Source organism: Amycolatopsis decaplanina DSM 44594, from assembly GCF_000342005.1.
Lineage (GTDB): Bacteria > Actinomycetota > Actinomycetes > Mycobacteriales > Pseudonocardiaceae > Amycolatopsis > Amycolatopsis decaplanina.
In genome coordinates this window covers 350,559-372,709 of sequence record NZ_AOHO01000063.1, presented here as the reverse complement: position 1 = coordinate 372,709, position 22,151 = coordinate 350,559, and the positions used below count along the sequence as shown (strand labels likewise).

Genomic DNA, 22,151 nt, shown 5'->3' with positions numbered 1-22,151 from the left:
GACCTGCGACTATCGCCACCGACCGGCCGGTAACCGGCGTTCGGGGAACACTGTCGCCACCGGCACACCGTGCCACGTCGCATCCAACCCCCCGGACACGGTACGGTGTCAGCAGGAAAGAATTGTCGAGACGATGCGGGGCCGCCGATTCCCCCGGCCGCCCCGCCCCTGTGCGAGGGGGTCGAGCCATGGGGCGCGGCCGGGCTAAGGCCAAGCAGACGAAGGTGGCGCGCGAGCTCAAGTACAGCTCGCACGAAACCGACTTCGATGCTTTGCAGCGCGAGCTGTCCAGTAGTTCCTCGGAAGACAGGCACGAGGACGACAAGCGGTACGACGACGACCCGTACGACGGGTACGACGAATACCGCCGCTGAGCAACGCGTGACACGCGAGGGTGGATCCGGGCTTGTTCCGGTGACCGCCCTCGCGTGTCGCGTGCTGCCCAAAATATGAGGAGGTGCCATGTCTGACGTAGCGCGAGTAGGTGTCGTCGGGGCCGGGCTCATGGGCTCGGGCATCGCCGAGGTGCACGCGCGGGCCGGGCTGGACGTGATCGTCACCGAGGTGAACCAGCCGGCGCTGGACTCCGGGCGGGCGCGGATCGAGAAGTCGCTGCAACGCGGCGTCAAGAACGGGAAGCTCTCGCAGGAAGACGCCGACGCGGCGCTCGGACGGCTCCGCTTCACCACCGAGATCGGCGAGTTCGCCGACCGCGACCTCGTCATCGAGGCCATCCTGGAACAGGAGCAGGCCAAGGTCGAGGTGTTCCGGTCGCTGGACAAGATCGTCGAGCGCGAGGACGCGGTGTTCGCGTCCAACACCTCGTCCATCCCGATCATGAAGCTCGGGATGGCCACCGGCCGCCCGCAGCAGGTGATCGGTATCCACTTCTTCAACCCGGTCCCGGTGCTGCCGCTCGTCGAGCTGGTGCCCTCGCTGCTGACCAGCGACGACACCGCCCGCCGCGCGGAGGAGCACGCGACGACGGCGTTGGACAAGACGGTGATCCGGTCGCAAGACCGCGCCGGGTTCATCGTGAACTCGCTGCTCGTGCCGTACCTGCTTTCGGCGATCCGGATGATCGAGTCGGGCTTCGCGTCCGCGGAGGACATCGACCGCGGTATGGAGCTGGGCACCGCGCACCCGATGGGCCCGCTGCGGCTGTCGGACCTGATCGGCCTGGACACCATCAAGGCGATCGCGGACTCGATGTACGCCGAGTTCAAGGAGCCGCTGTACTCCTCGCCGCCGCTCCTGCTGCGCATGGTCGACGCCGGCCTGCTCGGCAAGAAGACCGGCCGCGGGTTCTACAGTTACTCCTGACCCGACCTCTCCTTACGCAACCAGTCACCTACTTGCGATAGTTACTTGTGCAAGAACCGCAAGTAGGTGACTAATTGCGGGGTGGTCGGAGCCGGGCCGGCAGGTGGCACACCTAGACTTGCGACCGTGGGACAGGGACAGCTGCGCGCGGGTCTGGTCGGTGCCGGTCCGTGGGCGAAGACGGTGCACGCGCCAGGTCTCGCCGATCACCCCGGAATGACGTTGCGCGCGGTCTGGACCAGGCGTCCTGAGGCCGCGAAGGAGCTGGCCGAGGCGCATGGCGCCCAAGCCGCCGACAGTTTCGAAGAGCTGCTCGACCAGGTGGACGCGGTCGCGTTCGCGGTGCCGCCCGCCGTTCAGGCGGAGCTGGCGGTCAAGGCGGCCGAAGCGGGCAAGCATCTGATCTTGGAGAAGCCGATCGCCGCCGACCTCGACGGCGCGCGGCGGCTCGCGGACGCGGTGGAGGCCGCCGGCGTCGCGGCTCTCGTGGTCCTGATCTTGCGTTTCTCGCCGATGACCCGCGAGTGGCTCGACGGCATCAAGCAAGCGGGTGGCTGGCGGGGTGGCGGAGCCCGGTGGCTTTCGGGTGCGCTGCTCGGCGGGCAGTACCAGTCCTCGGCGTGGCGGCACGACTCCGGCGCGCTCGCCGACATCGGTCCGCACGCCCTCGATCTGCTGGACGCGGCGCTCGGTGAGATCACCGACGTGCTCGCCGCGAATCGGACCGATGACGATCTGTGGCAGTTGCTGTTAGCCCACGAGGGTGGCGCGACCAGTACGGCGACCCTGTCGCTGCGGCTGCCGATCCAGCCGACGGTCGTCGAAGTGGCCGTTTACGGCGAGCACGGTTACCGCACTTTGGGACGGAAGCCGGGTTCGGCAGGCGAGTCGTACACCGCGCTCCTGGACGATTTCGCCGCGATGGCCGCGAGCGGGACGACCTCGCACCCGTGTGACGTGCGTCGCGGACTGCACCTGCAGAAGCTACTAGAACACGCGCGGGAACTCGCCGGACACGGCAAGTAGTACACAGGTCACCCACAAGACTTTTCCTTGTGCGATAACGCCTTCTTCCGGTTACTTCGCGGTCGTCCACAGGTTTGTCCACAGGTTCCTTTGTGGACGGTCATGAGCATGGGAAAACCTTTTCCGCCACCGGAAAAGATCACCTCATAGTGCGGTCGCTCCGTCATGCCGAGTCGATCTTGTGATGCGAAGGTGATCTTGGGCGCTCCGGAAAGGAAGGCCATGGGTGAGCTGCTCCGCGCTTTCGGCGGGATGATCCCGTTGACGATCACCGCGATTCCGTACGCTTTGCTCGGGTGGCCGCTCCTCGCGGCGCATCGACGGCGAAGACGGGCCGACCGCTTTTCCGCGTCGGCGACGGCCGCCGTCGACATGACGCTCGCGCTGGTTTGTTTCCTGGTGTTGTGCCTGGTCACGATGCCGATGACCGGCACACAGGGCAGCAGGCTGAACCTCGAACCCGGCGCCGACCTCCGCCTCGCCCTGACCGACAGCGGCAATCTCTGGCAGGCGCTGGGCAACGTCCTCATGCTGAGCCCGCTCGGCGCCCTGCTCCCGGTGCGGTCCCGCCGTCTGCGGTCTCTGGGCCGGATCGCGCTGGGCGCGCTGACCGTCTCGGTGCTCGTGGAGGGTACGCAATATCTGATCCAGGCCGGCCGGGTGACCTCGGCCGACGACATCTTGCTGAACACCTTGGGCGCCGTGGCGGGCGCCGCGTTGAGCAAACGTCTGTGGCACCGCTTGGACGTCCGGCCGCCGGTGAAGATCCCGGCGCAGGTCCGGCGGGTGTGCGACGCCCCTGTCCGGCTGCGGGTCCCGAGATCGGTGTGGGACGAACGGTATTCGAGCATCGCGCATCCGCAGCGGAGGTAAACCGGTTGACCGTCGTGCGAGAGTGATCGCGAAAGCCCTACGTACCGAGAAGAGGGATGCCTCATGCCTGACGCCTTCGGTGGCGTCGGCACGAGCTAGCCGGCGCACACGCCAGCTCCACCACGCACGCGGATCCTCCCGTGCGTCCCTCCTTCTTGCCCGAAAGGCTTTCCAACCAGTGCTTTCCGAGACGATTCGTAGTCTGCAGTCCTACATCCGCGTCACCGCGGCGAAATTCCGCGAAACCGAGCGGATCGGGCCGTTCCTGGCCACGTACTACCTCGAGGCCGGCAGCCCCTTCCTCAACTACGCCATCCCTGACGACGGCGCCGTCCCCACCAAGGACGACGTCGCCGCGCTCACCGAGGCGTTCCGCGGGCGCGGACTCGTGCCGCGTCTGGAGTTCCTCACCGAAGCGGTGCCGGCAGCCGAAGCCGTGCTCGTCGAGTGCGGTTACAGCCTGGAGCGGCGGGTCCCGCTGATGATCTGCACTCCGGGGCAGGTCGTCGGACAGCCGGAACCGGCCGGGATCAGCCTGGTCACCCCGAAGACCGACGGCGAACTCCGGCAGATGATCCGGGCGCAGAACGTGGCGTTCGGGGAGACCGATCCCGATCAGCACCTCGACCCGTCGCCGGATCAGCTGAGCGGCGAGACCATGTCGGTGATGGCCGTCGGCGAAACCGGCGAGGTCGTCGGTGGCGGGGTCGCGACCGCGATCCTCGACGGCGCGACCGAGATCGCCGGGATCGGGGTGCTCGAGGGGTACCGGAGCCGCGGGATCGCCGCGGCGATGACGGAGTACCTGACGCGTGAAGCCCACGCGCGCGGTGGCAGGTCGGTGTTCTTGACGCCGGGCGCCGGGCAGGCGGAACGCGTCTACGGCCGGGTCGGGTTCAAGACCGCGGCCGAGTGCGTGCACCTGTCAATCATCTGAGTAGCCGCCGCGGCGGGACTTCTTGACCTCGCCGCGGCGCTTCTTCGAGGCCAGGCGGCGTTCCTTCGAACCTCGCGAAGGTTTGGTGGGGCGCCGCTCGGCTGCCGGAGGCGCCGACGCGTCCAGCAGCAGCGTCACCAGCCGCGCCCGCGCGGCTTCCCGGTTCATCAGCTGGGAGCGGTGTTCGGACGCGGTGATCGTGACGACCCCGTCGACCAGCCGCGACGAAAGCCGGTCCAGCATCCGCGCCCGGAGATGTTCCGGGACGGAAGCCGAACCGGCCACGTCGAAGGACAGTTCGACCCGCGAGTCCGTGGTGTTCACGCCCTGCCCACCCGGACCCGACGACCGGGAGAACCGTTCGCTCAATTCGGCGCCCGGGATCACGAACCGGGTGCCGACCACCACGTCATCAGCCACGGGTCCAGTGTGTCACCCGGGCCCAAGCCGATTTCAGAATCGCGGGTGGTCACCCGACAGCACGGCGCGCGGGCCGTCCGGGTCTTCCGCCGGCTGCACGTCGCCGAGGATCCACGCCGGCACGTGCCGCGCGGTCAGCATCGCCAGCGCCCGGTCGACGTCGTCGGGGCCGACGATCGCGACCATGCCGACGCCCATGTTGAACGTCTTCTCCAGTTCGGCGCGCTCGACCTTGCCGCGGTGGCCGATCAACGCGAACACCGGTGCCGGGGTCCACGTGCCGCGTTCGAGCCGCGCGACCAGGCCGCGCGGCATGACGCGGGCGAGGTTCTGCTCCAGGCCGCCGCCGGTGACGTGCGCGAACGTGCGTACGTCGGCCTCGGCCGCCAGCGCGAGGCAGTCCTTCGCGTAGATCCTGGTCGGCTCCAGCATCTCCTCGCCCAGCGAGCGGCCGAACTCCTCGACGTGCCCGTCGAGCGGCATGCGCGCGATGTCCAGCAGCACGTGCCGGGCGAGCGAATACCCGTTGGAGTGCAGGCCGGAGGAACCGAGCGCGAGGACGACGTCACCGGGGCGGACCCGCTCCGGGCCGAGCACGTTCGACGCTTCGACGACGCCGATACCGGTGCCCGAGAGGTCGTAGTCGTGCTCGCCCATCAGGCCGGGGTGCTCCGCGGTCTCGCCGCCGAGCAGCGCGCAACCCGCCTGGACACAGCCCTCGGCGATGCCGCCGACCAGTGCCGCGATCTTCTCCGGCACGACCTTGCCGACGGCGATGTAGTCCTGCATGAACAGCGGTTCGGCGCCGGTGACGACCAGGTCGTCGACGACCATCGCGACCAGGTCGATGCCGACCGTGTCGTGCTTGTCGAGCGCCTGCGCGACGGCGATCTTGGTGCCGACCCCGTCGGTCGACGAGGCCAGCACCGGCTCTTTCCACTTGTCCAGCTTCAAGGAGAACAGCCCGGCGAAGCCGCCGACTCCGCCCATCACCTCGGGCCTCGTGGCCCTCTCGGCGTGCGGTTTGAGCAGCTCGACGGCTTTGTCACCGGCGTCGATGCTGACGCCGGCGGCGGCGTACGTGGCGCTCGTGGACTCGCTCACGGAAGCGGACTCCAACTCTGGAAGAGAGGTCTAGGGACGCCGGATGGCGTCCTCAGCACCGTACCCGGCAGGGCTGACGGGCTTCGCCGCGCCATTGACCGAGTCCAGGCTTTCCAGCAGGTGCTTCCCGATCAGCGCGTCTTCGGGCAGCGCGATCGGGTATTCGCCGGAGAAGCAAGCGGTGCACAACCGCGACTTCGGCTGCTCCGAAGCCGCGACCAGTCCGTCCAGGGAGATGTAGCCCAGGGTGTCCGCGCCGATGGAGCGGCGGATGCCGTCGAGGTCGACGCCGTTGGCCACCAGTTCGGCGCGGGAGGCGAAGTCGATCCCGTAGAAGCACGGCCAGCGGACGGGCGGTGACGCGATCCGGACGTGCACCTCGAGCGCGCCCGCCTCCCGCAGCATGCGGACCAGCGCGCGCTGGGTGTTGCCGCGGACGATGGAGTCGTCGACCACGACGAGCCGCTTGCCGCGGATGACGTCGCGCAGCGGGTTCAGCTTCAACCGGATGCCCAGCTGGCGGATCGTCTGCGAGGGCTGGATGAAGGTGCGGCCGACGTAGGCGTTCTTCACCAGGCCGGTGCCGTAGGGGATGCCGGAGCCCTGCGCGTAACCGATGGCGGCCGGGGTGCCGGATTCGGGCACCGGCATGACCAGGTCGGCGTCGGCCGGATGCTCGGCGGCGAGTTTGCGGCCGATCTCGACGCGGGTGGCGTGCACGCTGCGGCCGGCGATCGAGGTGTCGGGGCGCGCGAGGTAGACGTACTCGAAGACACAGCCCTTGGGCTCGGGGTTCGCGAACCGCGAGGAACGCAGGCCCTCGGCGTCGATCGCGATGAGCTCACCGGGCTCGACCTCGCGGACGAACGACGCACCGCAGATGTCCAGCGCGGCCGTCTCGCTCGCGACGACCCAGCCACGTTCGAGCCTGCCGAGTACCAGCGGGTGCACCCCGTGCGGGTCACGCGCGGCATACAGGGTGGACTCGTCGGCGAAGACCAGGCAGAACGCGCCCTTGAGGGTGGGCAGCAGTTCCAGCGCGGCGGCTTCGATGCCCTTGTCGGCGGCGTTGGCCGCGAGCAGCCCGCACACCAGGTCGGAGTCGCTGGACGAACCGGTCAGGCCCGCGTGCGGCTTGAGCCCGGCTTCGACCGTGCGATCCCGCAGTTCGGCGGTGTTGACGAGGTTCCCGTTGTGCGCGAAGGACAATCCGCTGCCGGTGGCGGTGGTGCGGAAGATCGGCTGCGCGTTCTCCCAGATGGTCGCACCGGTGGTCGAGTAGCGGCAGTGGCCGACGGCGATGTGTCCCTGCAGCGACTGCAGGACCTGCTCGTCGAACACCTGGCTGACCAGGCCGAGATCCTTGAAGACGACGATCTGCGAACCGTCGGAGACGGAGATGCCGGCCGCTTCCTGGCCGCGGTGCTGAAGTGCGTAAAGCCCGTAGTAGGTCAGCTTCGCGACCTCTTCTCCGGGCGCCCAGACGCCGAAGACACCGCATTCCTCGCGGGGTTCCGGATCGGGCTGGTCGGTCACGGGCTGTCCGGCGAGGGACGGGTCGGAAACCACCGAGGTGCTCCCAGGGAGAAAGAGGGCAGGCCGCCACCAGTGTAAACGGTGAGCAGGAGATCAACGCGCCGCGCGAAGTGGCACTGGACACGCTTCGGGTGATGACCGTGAGTGACGAGCGGGTGTCAAGGCCCGGCACTCACGACCCCCGACCAGCCGACCGCTCCCCCTCGACAGAGGCGGTCGACTGTGTTCAAGGAAGCACTCAGCCTGCGGCGAGCCACTTGGAGGTGCCGCCGCGGCCGGGGACCCAGCAGCCTTTGGCCACGGCCTCCGGGAGGTACAGCGCGCCGGGAGTCCGCTCGTCCGGAAGCGCGAGCAGTTCCGTCAGCACCGTCGCCGCGTCGCCGGCGGACCGCCACAACCAGACCTCGGGCTCGAGGATGTCCTCTTCGGTCCCGGGCATGCGGGTCGCGACGACGTCGTCCTCGGCGTTGAGCCGGACCACGTCGACCACGTTGTCGTGGACTCGCACGCCGACCACGGCCATGACCTCGCCGTTCGCGTCGCGCGGGTGCACGAACTGGTATCCGCGGTGGATCAGTTCCTGCAGGCCGCTTTCGATATCGGTGATTTCCGCGGCGATGGTGTCACCTGAGAACATCATCGAATTCGCCGTCCTTGGCGCCCGCGAGGAACGCGGCCATCTCGGCCTGGGTGTAGATCAGGGCCGGCCCGGTCGGGAAGCGCGAGTTGCGCATCGCGATCTCACCGGACGCGAGCGGAGCCACCTCGACGCAGTTGCCGATCGCGTTGCTGTAACTCGCTTTGCGCCATTGCGCATCGGTAAGACGATCGGCCGGGATGCCGTTGTCGAACTGTTCAGCCATGGTCCCCACCTTCCCCGACAGAAGCTTCGGGCGATGCATCTGCATGTGCATTTGCCTGTGATCCAAAGTTAGCACGTGTGCCTGCAGCGGTAAATGCACGTGCAGAAGTTTTTGCAGAACTCGCGTGCAGTGACGGCTCAGGTCCGGGGCCGACCCACTAAAGTGTGAATAGCACAGTCTCCAACGGGTGAACAACTACCACTTGTGGCCACTTTTTCAAGGCGCTTGCCGGGGCGTGCAAGAAAATCCCGGCCGTCCTCGGGACGGCGGGCGACCCCACAACGGTGAGCGGCTCAGATTTCGGCGCGGCGCTTCATCAGCATCTGGCGGCTGCGGTCCGGCGTCTCCGCGTCGACCGCGAGCATGTCCAGTGCCCGGCTGTACCGCTCGATCTCGTCGCGCTTGTCGATGTAGTGCGCGCCGGTCAGGTACTCGGTGTAGGCGATGTTCGGCAATTCCTCTTCCGCGAACCTGAGCAGCGAGAACGCGCTGTCGGCGGAGTAGCCGCTCCGGTCGAACGGAAGGATCTGGACCGAGATGTTCGGCTGCTGGATCATCTCCAGCAGGTGGTCGATCTGTGCCTTCAGCACCTCGCGGTCGCCGATCGGCCGGTGGAGCACCGACTCGTCGAGCACCAGCCACAACCGCGGCGCGTCCGGCCGCGACAGCATCTTCTGCCGCCGCATGCGCAGCGCGACCCGGCGGTCGATCTGCTCGTTGACCATGTCCTTGCGGCCGTGGCTCATGATCGCCCGCGCGTAGTCCTCGGTCTGCAGCAGACCCGTGACGTACAGCGGCTCCCACACCTGGATGCGGGCCGCGGCCTCTTCGAGTCCGACGAGGTCGTTGAACCAGCTCGGCATCAGGTCGCCGTAGCGGCGCCACCAACCCGGCTCGTTCGACTCCTTGACCATGTCGAGGAACTGCTGCCGCTCACCGGGATCGGTCATCCCGTACATGGTCAGCAGATCGGCGACGTCGCGTTCCTTGAAGCCGACGCGGCCGAGTTCGAGACGGCTGATCTTCGACTCGGAACCCCGGATGCTGTAGCCGGCCTCCTGGCGCGTGATGCCCGCGTCCTCACGCATCCGGCGGAGCTGAGAGCCGAGGATCATCCGCCGCGCGGTGGGACCCAGGGACTGCTCACCGCCGGGCGGGGTGACCGCGTTCATCGACCGGGGACCTTTCGTACGCCAACACTCACCAGGGAACTAGCCGATTACTGAAAGTACACGTTTGGACCTCGACACGACAGGCATGGTTCGGTTTGCCCGCCGCGTACGTGGTCCTACTCTACGTAGAGCCCGAGACTTCCGACACAGTTTTGTGAGGTTCAAGATGCCCGATGCCCCGACCCGGACGGAACGAGTGCCCGTGGGTGTCGACCCGACCCGGGCCAGCATCGCCCGGGTGTACGACGCCTTCCTGCTCGGCAAGGACAACTACGAGATCGACAGGGAAGTGCTGCGCAAGGTCCAGCAGGCCGCTCCCGAAGCGCAGGATCTGGCGACCGAGAACCGCGGCTTCCTGATCCGCGCGTGCCGGTTCCTCGCCAGCCAGACGGGCATCACGCAGTTCCTCGACCTGGGATCCGGCCTGCCGACGGCCGAGAACACGCACCAGGTCGTGCAGCGCATCAACCCGGAGATCAAGGTCGTCTACGTCGACAACGACCCGGTCGTGCTCGCCCACGGGCGCGCGCTGCTCGAAGAGAACGAGAACACGCACTTCGTCTCGGACGACATCTTCGAGCCGGAGCGGATCCTGGAGAACCCGGACATCCTCCGGCACATCGACTTCACGCAGCCGATCGCGTTGCTGCAGCTCGGGACGCTGCATCACTACAACGGGCCGAGGGAAACGCCTGCCCGGATCATGAAGAAGTACATCGACGCGCTGCCGTCGGGTTCGTACGTGGCGATCTCGCACTTCTCCGATCCGGAGGACGAGCTGTCCGAGACCGCCCGCAAGATGGAGGACTTCTTCATCCACAGCCCGATGGGCTCGGGCACCTTCCGCACGAAGGCCCAGATCGAGGAGCTGTTCCACGACCTCGAGATGGTCGAGCCCGGCGTGAAGCTGTGCGTGGACTGGTGGCCGGACGGCCCGCGGATCAAGGAGCTGAACGCGGCTCAGCGGACGATCTCGGGCGGCATCGGCCGCAAGAAGTAGGAAGCTCGCCCTCGAAGTCCCCTTCATCGCGAACTTCGCGATGAAGGGGACTTTCACAAACGGACCAAGGGCAACCAGCGGGCCAGATCGGCCCTGCTCCCGGAGGCGGAGACCCGCCCCGACTCGACGGCCTCGGCCCAGCCGAGCAGCCCGGTCGCCAGCTCCAACCAGGTGCGCGGATCCGTTTCGACGACGTTCGGCGGCGTTCCGCGTGTATGCCGCAATCCTTCGACACACTGCACAGCCGCGAACGGCGGCACCCGCACTTCGACACTCTTCCCCGGGGCGTCCCCGGCCAGCGTCCGCAGGCTCAGCCGCACCGCCGCGGCCAGCTCGGGACGGGCCGGATCCGGACCGGATCCGCTCAACCAGGGGGAAATCGCCGCGATCGCGGCTCGTAACTCAGCGGGGTCGACCGAACGCGAAGAGGCCATGGGAGAACAGTAGAGTGAGCGCGAACAAACCTTCAGGCACCCGGAACGTGGGGATGGCGATGGCGCAGCGGGACGAGGCGGATCGGTTGGCGTCGAGCCCGGCGGGCAAGCGGAAACCGGGCAAGCCGAAGATCACCGACGAGATGCGCGCCAACGCCAGGGCCAACCCGAACAGCTGGCTGTACGTCATCGACGAGGCCTTCGACCCCGACGGCCCGGTGCCGTCCTGGGCGGTCGTCGGCGCGTACCCGGTGAACGGCGGGGGCGAGATCGTCGAGGACTTCCACCCCAACGACCGTTACCGCCCCTCGCCCAAGGCACTCGGCTTCCCGGAGCCGCGCAACGAGCTCGAGCAGCTGCTCCAGCTGGTGCGCACGAACCACCGCCCGGCCGCCGACCTGCCGCGGGTCATCCTCGACTCGACGCTGTTCGTCTACGCCCTTTCCCCGGTGCAGCGCACGGTGATCGGCTTCCACAACACCGACGGCAAGGTGCTCGTGCCGGCGTACACGGCGAAGTCGCTGGTCCCGCGCGAGTGGCCGCACGCCCGCGCGGTGCTGGGCCGGGACATGGTCCCGCTGCTCGCCGGGCACCCCGTGACGATCAATCCCCACGACCGGCTCACCGCGATCGTCCCCTCGGAGCACCTCGACAAAGCCCTTTCGGACGAGCGCCGGTAGGACTCCATTAACCCACTCGGCCCAATTTATTCAGGCTGTTAGCCACACTTTCGGGTGATGTTCGAGTCGCTGATTCCCTTTTCCCGGGGGATCGTGACGACGTGATGAGTCGCAGAGTGTGTTCAAAAGCCTGGGGAGCCGTCCTCGCGGCGGGGGTTTTGCTGCTCGCGCAGACCCCCGCCGTCGCACGGGAGAGCGGGCCCAGATACGACGGGGCCGAGGAGCACTACGCCGGTTCACAGATCGCGCTGCACGAAGGCGTCAACGTGTCGGTGGGGCCGCTGTACGGCGGCGAAGCGCAGACGTTGGGCCACGACGTCAGCGGCCACCAAGGCGACGTCGACTGGCCCGCCGCGGCCAGGACCGGCGCGAAGTTCGTCTACGTGAAGGCCACCGAGGGCACCGGCTTCGTCAATCCCCGGTTTCCTCAGCAGTACAACGGCTCGTACGACGTCGGCCTGATCCGCGGCGCGTATCACTTCGCACGTCCCGACATCTCGGACGGCGCCGCGCAGGCGCACTACTTCGTCGACCACGGCGGTGGCTGGTCCCGCGACGGCAAGACGCTGCCGGGCGCGCTCGACGTCGAGTACAACCCGTACGGCGAAACCTGTTACGGCAAGACTCCGGCGCAGATGGTCGCGTGGATGGCGTCGTTCGCCGAGACCTACCTGTGGCGGACAGGGCGGCATCCGGCGATCTACACGTCGACGAGCTGGTGGAAGCGCTGCACCGGCAACAGCAACGTGTTCTGGCAGAACCCGCTGTGGATCGCGCGCTACAACACGGAGATCGGCGAGCTGCCGGCGAGCTGGAAGACCCAGACCATCTGGCAGTTCTCGAACAAGGGAAGCCTCCCCGGCGACCAGAACTGGTTCAACGGCACGGTCGACCGCGTGCACGCGCTGTCCATCGGCTGAACGCTCACCCGAGTGGGCGTTACAAGATCACATAACCCGGTCTACTTGGAAATGAAAATCACCCACGCGTAGTACCAATTTCACGGAAGTTAGTGACAAACCCGGCACTCGTCGTCAACAATCGTGCCCGGACGGCTACCACCTGCAAGTTAGCCGTCCTCAGCGAGGGTTATCCGTGAAGGGATTGTCGTAATGCGCACTTCCCGAAGAATCGCCATAGCCGTCGGCTCCGCGCTGCTCCTGCTCAGCAGCACGGTCCAGGCATCGGCCGCCCCGTCCCCCGAGATCATGTCGATCGAACAGGATCTCCAGCAGAACGACCACACGATCGGATCGCAGATCCGGCGTGTGGAAGGCGACACCTCCACCCCCGAGTCCAAGGCCAAGGCCGCCCAGCCGCAGCCGGAGGTCGGGGTGCTCGCGACGGTCGCGGGCATGGACGTGGCCAGCTACCAGGGCAACGTCGACTGGAACTACTGGTGGAACCAGGGCAAGCGCTTCGTGTGGACGAAGGCCACCGAAGGCACGAGCTACAAGAACCCGTACTTCGCCCAGCAGTACAACGGTTCCTACAACAAGGGCTTCATCCGCGGCGCGTACCACTTCGCCCTGCCGAACGTCTCGAGCGGCGCGGCGCAGGCGGACTTCTTCGTCAACAACGGCGGCGGCTGGTCCAAGGACGGCAAGACCCTGCCGGGCGCGCTGGACATGGAGTACAACCCGTACGGCGCCACCTGCTACGGCCTGAGCCAGGCTTCCATGGGGGCGTGGATCCGGGCGTTCCATGATCGGTACAAGGAGCGCACCGGCCGCTGGCCCGTCATCTACACCTCGACGAACTGGTGGAGCACCTGTGTCGGCACGTCGCAGAACTTCGGTGGCACGGTCCCGCTGTGGATCGCGCGTTACGCGTCCACCGTGGGCACGCTGCCCTACGGCTGGAGCTACTACACCGTGTGGCAGTACACCTCCAGCCCGCTCGACCAGAACACCTTCAACGGCGCTTACGACCGCGTGCAGGCACTGGCCAACGGCTGAGCTGCGCGTTCCGTGAAGAAGCGGCTCCCGGCCTCGGCCGGGAGCCGTTTTCGCGCGCGAGGTACCTTCCGAGCAGAATGCCCCTGAAATCCCTGGCACGGGCGGATCCGGAACCAGCGCTGACCGCCGGTCGTCTGATCTGAAGCCTCAGGCCCCAGTACGGAAGGCGAGACCGATGACCTACCCACCCCAGCCAGGCCAGCCCTACGGCCAGGACCCTCAGGGACAGCAACCGCAGCAGGGTGGCTGGGACCAGACCCAGCAGTACGGTCAGCCGCAGCAGTACGGACAGCAGCAGGGCTGGGACCAGACCCAGCAGTATCCGCAGCAGCCGCAGCAGGGTTGGGACCAGACGCAGCAGTACCCGCAGCAGCCGCAGCAGGGCTGGGATCCGAACGCGCAGCAGCAGGGCTGGGACCCGAACAACCCGGGTTACCCGCAGGGCTTCGGCGGCCCGCCCGCTCCGCCGTCGAAGAGCAAGACCGGACTGATCATCGGGATCGTGATCGGCCTGGTCGTGCTGATCGCGTTCGGCGTCACCGGGTTCGTCGCGCCGGGCTTCCTGCTCAGCAAGGACGAGGGGAACAACACGGCCGCGCCGCCGCCCGCGTCGTCGTCGGAGAAGGCGCCGACCTCCGCGCCGAAGAGCAGCCCGAAGTCGAGCGCGCCCAAGAGCAGCCCGAAGAGCACCGAAAGCGGTGGCACGGGCTCCGAGGGCAACCCGAAGGGCATCCAGAACCTCAAGGACTTCCTGGCCAAGGTGAGCGCCGGCGACAAGGCGGGCGCGCTGGCACTGGTCTGCGAGGACATGAAGGCGACCATGGGCGACTCGATCGACATCATGGCCCCGGCGCCGTCGCAGCTTGAGGTCACCTCGACCGCCGGCATCGGCGACGGGTTCATCACCGGTGACATCGAAGGCACGGTCAAGGGCAAGAAGGTGAGCGGGTCGGGGATCTCCTCGGACGACAATCCGGACAAGTCCTTCTGCGTCCGCAACTTCTTCGTATTCTGAGCGAATGAAGCGGTTGCTCCGCTCCCCACTGCTCTGGACCTTCTTCGTCTCGCTCGTACTGCTGCTCGCGGTCGGCGGCTGGTTGCTGACGGATGCGGCGACCAGCCGCAGCGAGGCGCTGAAGACCGGCGGCATCGCCGGGGGCGCCATCGTCGCGCTGTACGCGTTGTGGCTCAACGACCGGCGGCGCCGCGTCGAGGAGCGACGGCAGGAGATCGAGCGACAGCGGCAAGAACTCGAACTGCGGCGGGCCGACCAGGACCGGGACCGGATCTCGGACGAACGGTTCGCGAAGGCCGTCGAACTGCTCGGGCACGACGCCGACCAGGTGCGGGTGGGGGCCCTGCACGCGCTGGCCGGGCTGGCTCGCGGACGCAAGGTGTACACGCAGACCGTGCTGGACATCCTGTGCTCGTACCTGCGGCGGCCCTTCGAGCATCCGCGGTACGAAGGAGAGGCGAAACGTTCCGGGAACAAGCTGCCCGAGCGCGGTGACGCGAAGCAGGAGCAGGAACTCCAGGTGCGGCAGACCGCCCAGCGGCTCATCGGGGACCTGCTCCCGGCGGCGGATTCCGAAGGCACGCCGGGGTACGACCTCGACTTGACCGGCGCGGTGCTGGAGTACTTCGATCTTTCGGAACGGAAGATCGGCAAGCTGTTGCTCCGCTACGCCGGTCTGTACAGCAGCACCAATCTGTCCGGTTGCTTGTTCCTCGGCCCGGTGTACCTGACTGGCGCGGGCACGGCCGACAAGAAGAAGATCGGCTTCTTCCGGTGCAATGAGGCCAAGTTCGAGCAGCGGGCGTGGTTCAGCGGGGTGCAGTTCTCCGAGGACGTCGAGTTCCGCGGCACGGTGTTCGCGGGCGAGACGTCCTTCAAGGACAGCGTTTTCACGAAGGACGCCGTCTTCGCCGACGCCGGGTTCAAGGGGACGCTGGATCTGCGCCGCGCGCGGTTCGAGGGCTTCGGGGACCTCAGTTTCCGTGAGCCGCCCGGCACGGTGTCGCTGTACAACACGTCGGTGGAACCGGCGAGGGACCACCTGCTCCCGGAGGGCTGGTCCGTCGAGACCCTGCCGGACGGCCGTGCCCGGCTCACGGTGAAGGACTGATGAGGCGCCTGCTCAAGTCACCGTTGCTGTGGACGTTGCTGTCCTCGGTCGTGGTGCTCGTCGGGGTCACCGCCTGGCTGCTCACGGATCGCGCGACCAGCCGCGGCGACGCGCTCAAGACCGGCGCCCTGGCGGGCGGGGCGATCGCCGCGCTCTACGGGCTCTGGCTCAACGACCGGCGTCGGCGTACCGAAGAGGACCGGCACGAGATCGAGCGCAGCCGGATCTCCGACGAGCGCTTCGCCAAGTCGATCGAACTGCTGGGCAACGAGGCCGATCAGGTGCGGGTCGGGGCGATGCATTCGCTCGCGGGGCTGGCCAGGACGCGTCCGGAGTACCGGCAGACGGTGCTCGACGTGTTGTGCGCCTACTTGCGTCGGCCGTTCGAGCATCCGAAGTTCGATGTCGCGGCCGGCAAGAAGACCGACAAGTGGAAACCGGAGGACGAGGCGGCCGCGGAACGCGAGCGGCTGGTCCGACGCGCGGCCGAGCGGCTGATCCGCGACATCCTTCCCCACGCCGGGACCACCGGGCCGACGCTTTCGCTCAACCTCAGCGACGCCCGGCTCGACAAGCTGGGGTTGCTCGGCAGGCGGGTCGGCTGGTTCGGTGCGGATCGCTGCGAGGTGCTGACCTATCTCGACCTCACCGACGCCCGGCTTTCCGGGAAGTTCCTGCTCGAGAACGTGACGATCCACGGCCAGTTCGAGCTCACGAGGGCGAGCTTCGAACGGAAGGTGTCGCTGGACAACACGGTCGTCGAGACGCCTGTCGACTTCAGCACGGCCACCTTCGCGGAGCCGCCCTCGCTTGAGGGCGCGAAGTTCCCGGCCGGTTCGACGTTGCCGGCTCGTGAGCGGTAAGGACGGTTCTAACCGTCCTTACCGCTCACGAGGTCTTCAGCCGAAGAGCGCGGGGAGCGTGCGCTCCCAGGTCTCCCGAAGCTCGTCCAGTGTGAACTCCGTGATGCCCTGGAGTTCGAGCGAGCCCGACTCCGGGTCCACCACACCGGTCTTGCGCCACGGCAGGCCGCGCGCGGTCAGCATTTCGGTGAACCGCAGTTCCTCGGTGCGCGGCACGGCGACCAGCACCCGGCCCGCGGACTCGGAGAACAGCTGCACGAACGGGTCCTGCTCCGCGTCGAGGAAGACGCGGGCGCCGCACTGTCCGATGAGGACGGTCTCGACGAGCGTCTGGATCAGGCCGCCGTCGGAGATGTCGTGCGCGGCGGAGATCATGCCGTCGCGGGAACCGGCGATGAGGATGTCGGCGAGCAGCTTCTCGCGGGCGAGGTCGACCTTCGGCGGGCGGCCGCCGAGGTGGCCGTGCAGTTCGCGTGCCCAGGCGGAACCGTCCAGCTCGTCGTGGGTCTCGCCCAGCAGCAGCAGGGTTTCCCCGGCCTCGGCGCCGATTCCGGTCGGGATGCGGCGGGTGACGTCGTCGATCACGCCGAGCACGCCGACCACCGGGGTCGGCAGGATGGCCACGTCACCGGTCTGGTTGAAGAAGCTGACGTTGCCGCCGGTGACCGGGATGCCGAGTTCGACGCAGCCGTCGGCCAGACCGTGCACGGCCTGCTCGAACTGCCACATCACGCCGGGGTCGGTCGGCGCGCCGAAGTTCAGGCAGTCCGACACCGCGACCGGCTTCGCGCCACTGGTGGCGACGTTGCGGTACGCCTCGGCCAGCGCGAGTTTCGCGCCCTCGTACGGGTCGAGGTAGACGAACTTGCTGTTGCAGTCGGTCGAGACGGCGACACCACGGCCGGTCGACTCGTCGATCCGGATGACGCCGGAGTCCGACGGCTGCGCGAGCACGGTGTTGCCGCGCACGTAGCGGTCGTACTGGGAGGTCACCCATTCCTTCGACGCCTGGTTCGGCGACGAGATCAGCTTGAGGATGTCGGCGCGCAGTTCGTCCGAAGTGGACGGACGCGGCAGCTTGGCCGAGGTGTCCGCCTGCAGAGCGTCCTGTGTGGACGGACGCTGGATCGGGCGGTCGTACACCGGACCCTGGTGCGCCACGGTATGCGCCGGGACGTCGACGACGACCTCGTCGTTCCAGGTGATGACCAGGTGCTCGCCGTCGGTGACCTCGCCGATGTCGGTGGCGATGACGTCCCACTTCTCGCAGACCTTCATGAACGCCTCGACGTTCTCCGGCGAGACGACCGCGCACATACGCTCCTGCGACTCGCTGGAGAGCACCTCCGCCGGAGTCATCCCGGTGGCCCGCAACGGAACCCGGTCGAGGTAGATGTGCATACCGCCGTCACCGGCGGCCGCCAGCTCCGACGTCGCGCAGGAGAGCCCGGCGCCGCCGAGGTCCTGGATGCCGACGACGAGCTTCTGGGCGAACAGTTCGAGGCAGCACTCGATGAGCACCTTCTCGGTGAAGGGGTCGCCGACCTGGACGCTCGGGAGTTTCTTGCGGCCACCCGAGGATTCGTCACCCGAGAAGGTGTCGCTGGCGAGCACGGACACGCCGCCGATGCCGTCGAGGCCGGTGCGCGCGCCGAACAGGATGATCTTGTTGCCCTTGCCCGAGGCGAACGCCAAGTGCAGGTCCTCGACGCGCATCGCGCCGACGCACAGGGCGTTGACCAGCGGGTTGCCGGAGTAGCTCGGGTCGAACACCAGCTCGCCGCCGATGTTCGGCAGGCCGAGGCAGTTGCCGTAGCCGCCGACGCCGGCGACCACACCGGGCAGCACACGGCGGGTGTCGGGGGCGTCCGCCGGGCCGAAGCGCAGCGCGTCCGCCACCGCGAGCGGGCGCGCGCCCATCGCCATGATGTCGCGCACGATGCCGCCGACGCCGGTCGCGGCACCCTGGTACGGCTCCACGTAGGACGGGTGGTTGTGGCTCTCGACCTTGAAGGTGACCGCCCAGCCCTCGCCGATGTCGACGACGCCCGCGTTCTCGCCGATGCCGGCGAGCATCTTCTCCTTCATCTCGGGAGTGGCGGTCTCGCCGAAGTAGCGCAGGTGCTTCTTCGAGGACTTGTACGAGCAGTGCTCGCTCCACATCACCGAGTACATCGCCAGTTCGGCGTCGGTCGGACGGCGGCCGAGGATCTCCCGGATCCGGGCGTACTCGTCGTCGGCGAGGCCGAGCTCGACGTACGGCTGGGTCAGTTCGGGGGTCGCCTCGGCGCGTTGAGTGGTGTCAACGGTGCTGGTCACGGTGTCAACCTCAGGGTTCGCCACGGCCGCCAGAATAAGGGAGAGGGTTGTTCACCTCTCGGTCGCCCACGGATAAATCGGTCGCGCCCGCGACGGTGATCCGCTTACCGTCGACAATCGTGCTTTCCGCCACATATCCCCTTCCGCGACTGCGGCTGCCCGCCAAGCCGACGGCCTGGCGGTACCTCGTCACGATGATGTTCGCGCGCCCGGGACTGCTCGCCGTGTCGGCGATCAGTGGCGCGCTGTGGTCGCTGCCGATCGCCCTGCTGCCGGTCGCGATCGGCCGGGGTATCGACGCGATCGGCCGCGGCGACGGCGACGCGGTCTGGCTCTGGGGCCTGGCGGCCGCCGGGCTCGGGATCGCGCAGACGCTCGCGGGCACGGTGCAGCATTTCGCGTCCTACGGCTGCTGGATCCACGGCGCCGGGGTGACGCAGCGGCTCGCCACCGAGCACGCGGCGAAGCTGGGCGCGAACCTGCGGGACACGACCACCACGGGTGACGTGGTCGCGATCACCACCAGCGACATCAACCCGATCGGTGACTCCTTCGAGGTGCTCGGGCGGGCCTTCGGTTCGCTGATCGCGTTCATCGTGTGCGCGGCGGCGCTGCTGACGACGTCCCCGCTGCTCGGCGTGGTCGCGCTGATCGGTGTCCCGCTGGCGGTGGTGGGCATCGGCCCGCTGCTGAAGCCGCTGGAGAAGCGCCAGACGAAGCAGCGCGAGGAGAAGACCCACGTCAACGCGCTGGCCGCGGACATCGTCTCCGGTCTGCGGATCCTTCGCGGTGTCGGCGGCGAGAAGCAGTTCCTCGACCGCTTCCGCCGCTCCAGCCAGCAAGTCCGGGCGGCCGGTGTCCAGGTCGGACGCAGCGAGGCATGGCTTTCGGCGGCGGAGGTCGCGCTGCCGGGCCTGGTCACGGTGGTCATCACCTGGCTGGGCGCGCGGCTGGCGATCGACGGCACCATCGGCGTCGGCGAGCTGATCACGTTCTACGGCGTCTCGGTGTTCCTGGTGATCCCGGTGACGACGGCGACCGAGTTCGCGGGCGTGCTGAGCGCGGCGCTGGTCTCGGCGCGGAAGGTGTGCAAACTGCTGTCCACCGAACGCACGCTCGCCGAGCCGGAGCATCCGGTGCAGCTGCCGGAAGGCCCGCTGGACCTGTACGACAAGACGTCCGGGATCAAGGCCGAGGCCGGGAAACTGACCGTCATCGACGTCGGAGCCGACGCCGAAGCGGTGGCTTCACGGATGGCACGGTTCACCGATCCGAGTGAACCTGCCCTGGTCGGCGGGGTTCCGGTGGACCGGGTCGCCCTCGGCGAACTGCGGCGGCGGGTCGTGTTCGCGCACAACCAGGACATCTGGTTCTCCGGGGTGCTGCGCGAACAGGTCAGCCCCACCGAACCTGGTGACGTCGAGATCACCGAAGCGCTGTACGCGGCGGACGCCGAGGACATCGTGGACGCGCTGCCCGACGGCGTCGACGAGGTGATCGGCGAACGCGGACGTGAGGTTTCCGGCGGTCAGCGGCAGCGGCTGAACCTGGCCCGCGCGCTGGCGACCGACGCCGACGTCCTGCTGCTCGACGAACCGACCTCGGCCGTCGACGCGCACACCGAAGCCCGCATAACCGAACGCGTCGCGAAGCTGCGGCGCGGCAAGACCACCGTCGTGTTCAGCCAGAGTCCACTGTGGACACATGTGGCGGATGTGGTCGTGAGTATGAAAGTACCGGCATGAAAAAGCTGCCGTTGGCGGACAAGAAAGACGTTCGACGTTGGATCAAGGAGACCGCGCGGGCCAACAAACGCGAGTTCTCCGTGATGCTCGGCCTGTTCTGCGTCGCGACCGCGATCGGGCTGGCCGGGCCGCGACTGCTGGGCGCGCTGGTGGACGAGGTCGTCGAAGGCACGACGACCACCACGATCACGCTCCTCGCGATCGCGTTCGTGGTCGTGCTGGGCGCGCAAGCGTGGTTCAAGGGTTTGGCCCGGCTCCGCGCGCGGGTGTTCGGCGAGCGGATCCTGGCGCGCAACCGCGAGGAGTTCGTCGGGAACGCGCTGAACCTGCCACTCGGGACGGTCGAGGCCGCGGGCACCGGTGACCTGCTCAGCCGGGCGACCACCGACGTGAGCCGGATCGACCACGCGGTGCGGTTCGGCGCGCCGGAGATCCTGATCGCCGCCGTCACGGTGGTGTTCACGGTGGTGGCGATGGTGATCACGTCGCCGTTCCTGGCGCTGGGCCTGCTGGTCGCGCTGCCGCTGCTGGTGCCGGTGAACATCTGGTACCAGCGGCGGATCCCGGACGTGATGCGGCGGATGCTGGACAAGTGGTCCGAGTTGCAGTCCACCACGCACGAGACCGCGGAGGGCGCGCGGACGGCCGAGGCGCTGAACCTGACCGGCCGCCGGATCCGGACCGGGCACGACGGCCTCGACGCGTCGATGCTGGGCGAGCGCAAGATCCGGGCGCTGCAGATGCGGTGGATCCCGTCGCTGGAGATCAGCTACGTGCTGCCCGTGCCGGTGATGCTCGGACTGGGCCTGCTCGCCTACTCGAACGGCTGGGAAGGGCTCGGCACGATCACCGCGATGCTGCTGTACTCGCAGGTCATGACCGGTCCGCTGAACGAAGCACTGTTCTGGCTCGCGGACATGCAGGTCGCCGGGGCCTCGCTACGGCGGCTGCTGGGTGTACGGCCCGCTCCGGAGTCCGCTGTGGTGCCGGAGGCCCCGCGCGGACAGGACATCGAGGTCCGCGACGTGCGCTTCGGCTACAACGCGGACCGCGAGGTGCTGCACGGGGTCGATCTGCGGGTGCCCGCCGGTGAACGGCTGGCGATCGTCGGGCCGTCCGGTGCCGGCAAGTCGACCCTGGGACGGCTGCTGGCCGGGATGTCGGCGCCGACATCGGGCTCGGTGCGGATCGGCGGCGCCGAGGTGTCGAACTTGCCGGACGACGTCCTGCGCGGCGAGGTCCTGCTGCTGACCCAGGAACAGCACGTGTTCGCGGGGACGCTGCGGGACAACCTCACGCTGCCCGCGGGGAACTGGACCGACGCGCGGCTGCTTTCCGCGCTGGCCTCGGTGGGTGCTTCGGAGTGGGTGGCGGGCCTGCCGGACGGGCTGGACACGCGGATCGGGGCCGGGGCGGTCGCCGTCCCGGCGGCGATGGCGCAGCAGCTCGCGCTGGCGCGGGTCGTGCTGGCCGACCCGCACACGCTGGTGCTGGACGAGGCGACGTCGCTGCTGGACACGGGTTCGGCGCGGGAGCTGGAGCGGTCGCTGAGCGCGGTGCTCGAAGGGCGCACGGTGATCGCGATCGCGCACCGGCTGCACACGGCGGCCGCGGCGGACCGGGTCGCCGTCATCGAGGGCGGCCGGGTGACCGAGCTGGGTTCGCACACGGAGCTGATGGCGGCGGGTGGCCCCTACTCCGCCCTGGTGGCCGCTGCCTCCTGACGCGATTCGGCACCTGGTTGCGGTGGTTGCGCGTGCAAGTACCGCAAG

Annotated in this window: 22 protein-coding genes; 14 read left to right on the top strand and 8 right to left on the bottom strand. The window is 68.2% G+C overall.

The genetic code is table 11. From position 1 onward, the window contains the following. Positions 1-188 precede the first annotated feature (188 nt). The 5 genes from H074_RS23500 to H074_RS23480 all read left to right on the top strand — a co-directional run bounded on the left by H074_RS23500 (position 189) and on the right by H074_RS23480 (position 4,159). The gene (locus H074_RS23500; RefSeq protein ID WP_007032561.1) at positions 189-374 is read left to right on the top strand and encodes a DUF3073 domain-containing protein; all 186 of its coding nucleotides are present in this window, start codon (positions 189-191) and stop codon (positions 372-374) included. 88 nt (positions 375-462) lie between these two features. Beyond that, a complete protein-coding gene (locus H074_RS23495; RefSeq protein WP_007032560.1) occupies positions 463-1,323 on the top strand; it encodes a 3-hydroxybutyryl-CoA dehydrogenase in 861 nt (286 codons plus the stop codon). A 126-nt stretch (positions 1,324-1,449) separates the two neighbouring features. Next, positions 1,450-2,349 (top strand): Gfo/Idh/MocA family protein, encoded by a 900-nt coding sequence (locus H074_RS23490; RefSeq protein ID WP_007032559.1) that lies wholly within the window; start codon positions 1,450-1,452, stop codon positions 2,347-2,349. A 222-nt stretch (positions 2,350-2,571) separates the two neighbouring features. Continuing rightward, complete coding sequence (locus H074_RS23485; protein WP_007032558.1) at positions 2,572-3,222, top strand: VanZ family protein; 651 nt, start codon at positions 2,572-2,574, stop codon at positions 3,220-3,222. Positions 3,223-3,400: 178 nt separating this feature from the next. Continuing rightward, positions 3,401-4,159 carry a GNAT family N-acetyltransferase gene (locus tag H074_RS23480; RefSeq protein WP_007032557.1) on the top strand — a complete coding sequence of 253 codons (759 nt, stop codon included), beginning with the start codon at positions 3,401-3,403 and terminating at the stop codon, positions 4,157-4,159. On the opposite strand, the gene arfB is transcribed toward H074_RS23480, so the two are convergent. The 6 genes from arfB to H074_RS23450 form a co-directional block, all read right to left on the bottom strand. Beyond that, a complete protein-coding gene (gene arfB / locus H074_RS23475) occupies positions 4,148-4,579 on the bottom strand; it encodes an alternative ribosome rescue aminoacyl-tRNA hydrolase ArfB (RefSeq protein WP_200865807.1) in 432 nt (143 codons plus the stop codon). The genes H074_RS23480 and arfB overlap by 12 nt on opposite strands. A 33-nt stretch (positions 4,580-4,612) precedes the next feature. Beyond that, the gene (purM, locus tag H074_RS23470; RefSeq protein ID WP_007032555.1) at positions 4,613-5,683 is read right to left on the bottom strand and encodes a phosphoribosylformylglycinamidine cyclo-ligase; all 1,071 of its coding nucleotides are present in this window, start codon (positions 5,681-5,683) and stop codon (positions 4,613-4,615) included. A gap of 30 nt (positions 5,684-5,713) precedes the next feature. After that, the gene (gene purF, locus H074_RS23465) at positions 5,714-7,252 is read right to left on the bottom strand and encodes an amidophosphoribosyltransferase (protein ID WP_007032554.1); all 1,539 of its coding nucleotides are present in this window, start codon (positions 7,250-7,252) and stop codon (positions 5,714-5,716) included. 205 nt (positions 7,253-7,457) lie between these two features. Further along, the gene (locus H074_RS23460) at positions 7,458-7,859 is read right to left on the bottom strand and encodes a hypothetical protein (protein WP_007032553.1); all 402 of its coding nucleotides are present in this window, start codon (positions 7,857-7,859) and stop codon (positions 7,458-7,460) included. Next, entirely contained in the window at positions 7,843-8,082 is a 240-nt protein-coding gene (locus H074_RS23455) for a DUF397 domain-containing protein (protein WP_039923225.1), read from the bottom strand. The genes H074_RS23460 and H074_RS23455 overlap by 17 nt, the downstream gene beginning before the upstream one ends. A gap of 293 nt (positions 8,083-8,375) precedes the next feature. After that, a complete protein-coding gene (locus tag H074_RS23450) occupies positions 8,376-9,254 on the bottom strand; it encodes a helix-turn-helix domain-containing protein (RefSeq protein WP_007032551.1) in 879 nt (292 codons plus the stop codon). A gap of 202 nt (positions 9,255-9,456) precedes the next feature. Here H074_RS23450 and H074_RS23445 point away from each other — a divergent pair, with 202 nt between their 5' ends. After that, positions 9,457-10,254: an SAM-dependent methyltransferase gene (locus H074_RS23445; RefSeq protein ID WP_007032550.1), complete on the top strand. Its 798-nt coding sequence runs from the start codon at positions 9,457-9,459 to the stop codon at positions 10,252-10,254. 53 nt (positions 10,255-10,307) lie between these two features. Here the strand turns inward: H074_RS23445 and H074_RS23440 are convergent, their stop codons facing one another. After that, positions 10,308-10,688 (bottom strand): sterol carrier family protein, encoded by a 381-nt coding sequence (locus H074_RS23440; protein WP_039923181.1) that lies wholly within the window; start codon positions 10,686-10,688, stop codon positions 10,308-10,310. 53 nt (positions 10,689-10,741) lie between these two features. Between H074_RS23440 and H074_RS23435 the strand changes: the two genes are divergently transcribed. The 6 genes from H074_RS23435 (at position 10,742) to H074_RS23410 (ending at position 16,315) form a co-directional block, all read left to right on the top strand. Continuing rightward, complete coding sequence (locus H074_RS23435) at positions 10,742-11,368, top strand: type VII secretion system-associated protein (protein WP_007032548.1); 627 nt, start codon at positions 10,742-10,744, stop codon at positions 11,366-11,368. A 104-nt stretch (positions 11,369-11,472) separates the two neighbouring features. Further along, positions 11,473-12,288 (top strand): lysozyme, encoded by an 816-nt coding sequence (locus H074_RS23430; protein ID WP_039923180.1) that lies wholly within the window; start codon positions 11,473-11,475, stop codon positions 12,286-12,288. A 192-nt stretch (positions 12,289-12,480) separates the two neighbouring features. Beyond that, positions 12,481-13,326: a lysozyme gene (locus H074_RS23425; RefSeq protein WP_039923179.1), complete on the top strand. Its 846-nt coding sequence runs from the start codon at positions 12,481-12,483 to the stop codon at positions 13,324-13,326. Positions 13,327-13,501: 175 nt separating this feature from the next. After that, positions 13,502-14,341, top strand: coding sequence for a flagellar basal body-associated FliL family protein (locus H074_RS23420; RefSeq protein ID WP_007032545.1), 840 nt, complete (start codon positions 13,502-13,504; stop codon positions 14,339-14,341). A 4-nt stretch (positions 14,342-14,345) separates the two neighbouring features. Further along, positions 14,346-15,452 carry a pentapeptide repeat-containing protein gene (locus H074_RS23415; protein WP_007032544.1) on the top strand — a complete coding sequence of 369 codons (1,107 nt, stop codon included), beginning with the start codon at positions 14,346-14,348 and terminating at the stop codon, positions 15,450-15,452. Beyond that, on the top strand, positions 15,452-16,315 hold the full coding sequence (locus H074_RS23410; RefSeq protein WP_007032543.1) for a hypothetical protein: 864 nt from the start codon (positions 15,452-15,454) through the stop codon (positions 16,313-16,315). Before H074_RS23415 ends, H074_RS23410 begins: the two co-directional genes overlap by 1 nt. A gap of 36 nt (positions 16,316-16,351) precedes the next feature. Here the strand turns inward: H074_RS23410 and purL are convergent, their stop codons facing one another. Beyond that, positions 16,352-18,634: a phosphoribosylformylglycinamidine synthase subunit PurL gene (purL, locus tag H074_RS23405; RefSeq protein ID WP_007032542.1), complete on the bottom strand. Its 2,283-nt coding sequence runs from the start codon at positions 18,632-18,634 to the stop codon at positions 16,352-16,354. A gap of 119 nt (positions 18,635-18,753) precedes the next feature. Between purL and H074_RS23400 the strand changes: the two genes are divergently transcribed. Both H074_RS23400 and H074_RS23395 read left to right on the top strand, forming a co-directional pair. Next, positions 18,754-20,379: an ABC transporter ATP-binding protein gene (locus H074_RS23400; protein WP_007032541.1), complete on the top strand. Its 1,626-nt coding sequence runs from the start codon at positions 18,754-18,756 to the stop codon at positions 20,377-20,379. Continuing rightward, on the top strand, positions 20,376-22,103 hold the full coding sequence (locus H074_RS23395) for an ABC transporter ATP-binding protein (RefSeq protein ID WP_007032540.1): 1,728 nt from the start codon (positions 20,376-20,378) through the stop codon (positions 22,101-22,103). The genes H074_RS23400 and H074_RS23395 overlap by 4 nt, the downstream gene beginning before the upstream one ends. Positions 22,104-22,151: the final 48 nt, after the last annotated feature.

Coding starts and splice junctions, on each gene's coding strand:
- H074_RS23485 (WP_007032558.1), top strand. CDS start 2,572: ATGGGTGAGCTGCTCCGCGCTTTCGGCGGGATGATCCCGTTGACGATC.
- H074_RS23430 (WP_039923180.1), top strand. CDS start 11,473: ATGAGTCGCAGAGTGTGTTCAAAAGCCTGGGGAGCCGTCCTCGCGGCG.
- H074_RS23410 (WP_007032543.1), top strand. CDS start 15,452: ATGAGGCGCCTGCTCAAGTCACCGTTGCTGTGGACGTTGCTGTCCTCG.
- H074_RS23500 (WP_007032561.1), top strand. CDS start 189: ATGGGGCGCGGCCGGGCTAAGGCCAAGCAGACGAAGGTGGCGCGCGAG.
- H074_RS23420 (WP_007032545.1), top strand. CDS start 13,502: ATGACCTACCCACCCCAGCCAGGCCAGCCCTACGGCCAGGACCCTCAG.
- H074_RS23395 (WP_007032540.1), top strand. CDS start 20,376: ATGAAAAAGCTGCCGTTGGCGGACAAGAAAGACGTTCGACGTTGGATC.
- H074_RS23450 (WP_007032551.1), bottom strand. CDS start 9,254: ATGAACGCGGTCACCCCGCCCGGCGGTGAGCAGTCCCTGGGTCCCACC.
- H074_RS23460 (WP_007032553.1), bottom strand. CDS start 7,859: ATGATGTTCTCAGGTGACACCATCGCCGCGGAAATCACCGATATCGAA.
- H074_RS23495 (WP_007032560.1), top strand. CDS start 463: ATGTCTGACGTAGCGCGAGTAGGTGTCGTCGGGGCCGGGCTCATGGGC.
- H074_RS23425 (WP_039923179.1), top strand. CDS start 12,481: ATGCGCACTTCCCGAAGAATCGCCATAGCCGTCGGCTCCGCGCTGCTC.
- H074_RS23455 (WP_039923225.1), bottom strand. CDS start 8,082: ATGGCTGAACAGTTCGACAACGGCATCCCGGCCGATCGTCTTACCGAT.
- H074_RS23440 (WP_039923181.1), bottom strand. CDS start 10,688: ATGGCCTCTTCGCGTTCGGTCGACCCCGCTGAGTTACGAGCCGCGATC.
- H074_RS23415 (WP_007032544.1), top strand. CDS start 14,346: ATGAAGCGGTTGCTCCGCTCCCCACTGCTCTGGACCTTCTTCGTCTCG.
- H074_RS23435 (WP_007032548.1), top strand. CDS start 10,742: ATGGCGATGGCGCAGCGGGACGAGGCGGATCGGTTGGCGTCGAGCCCG.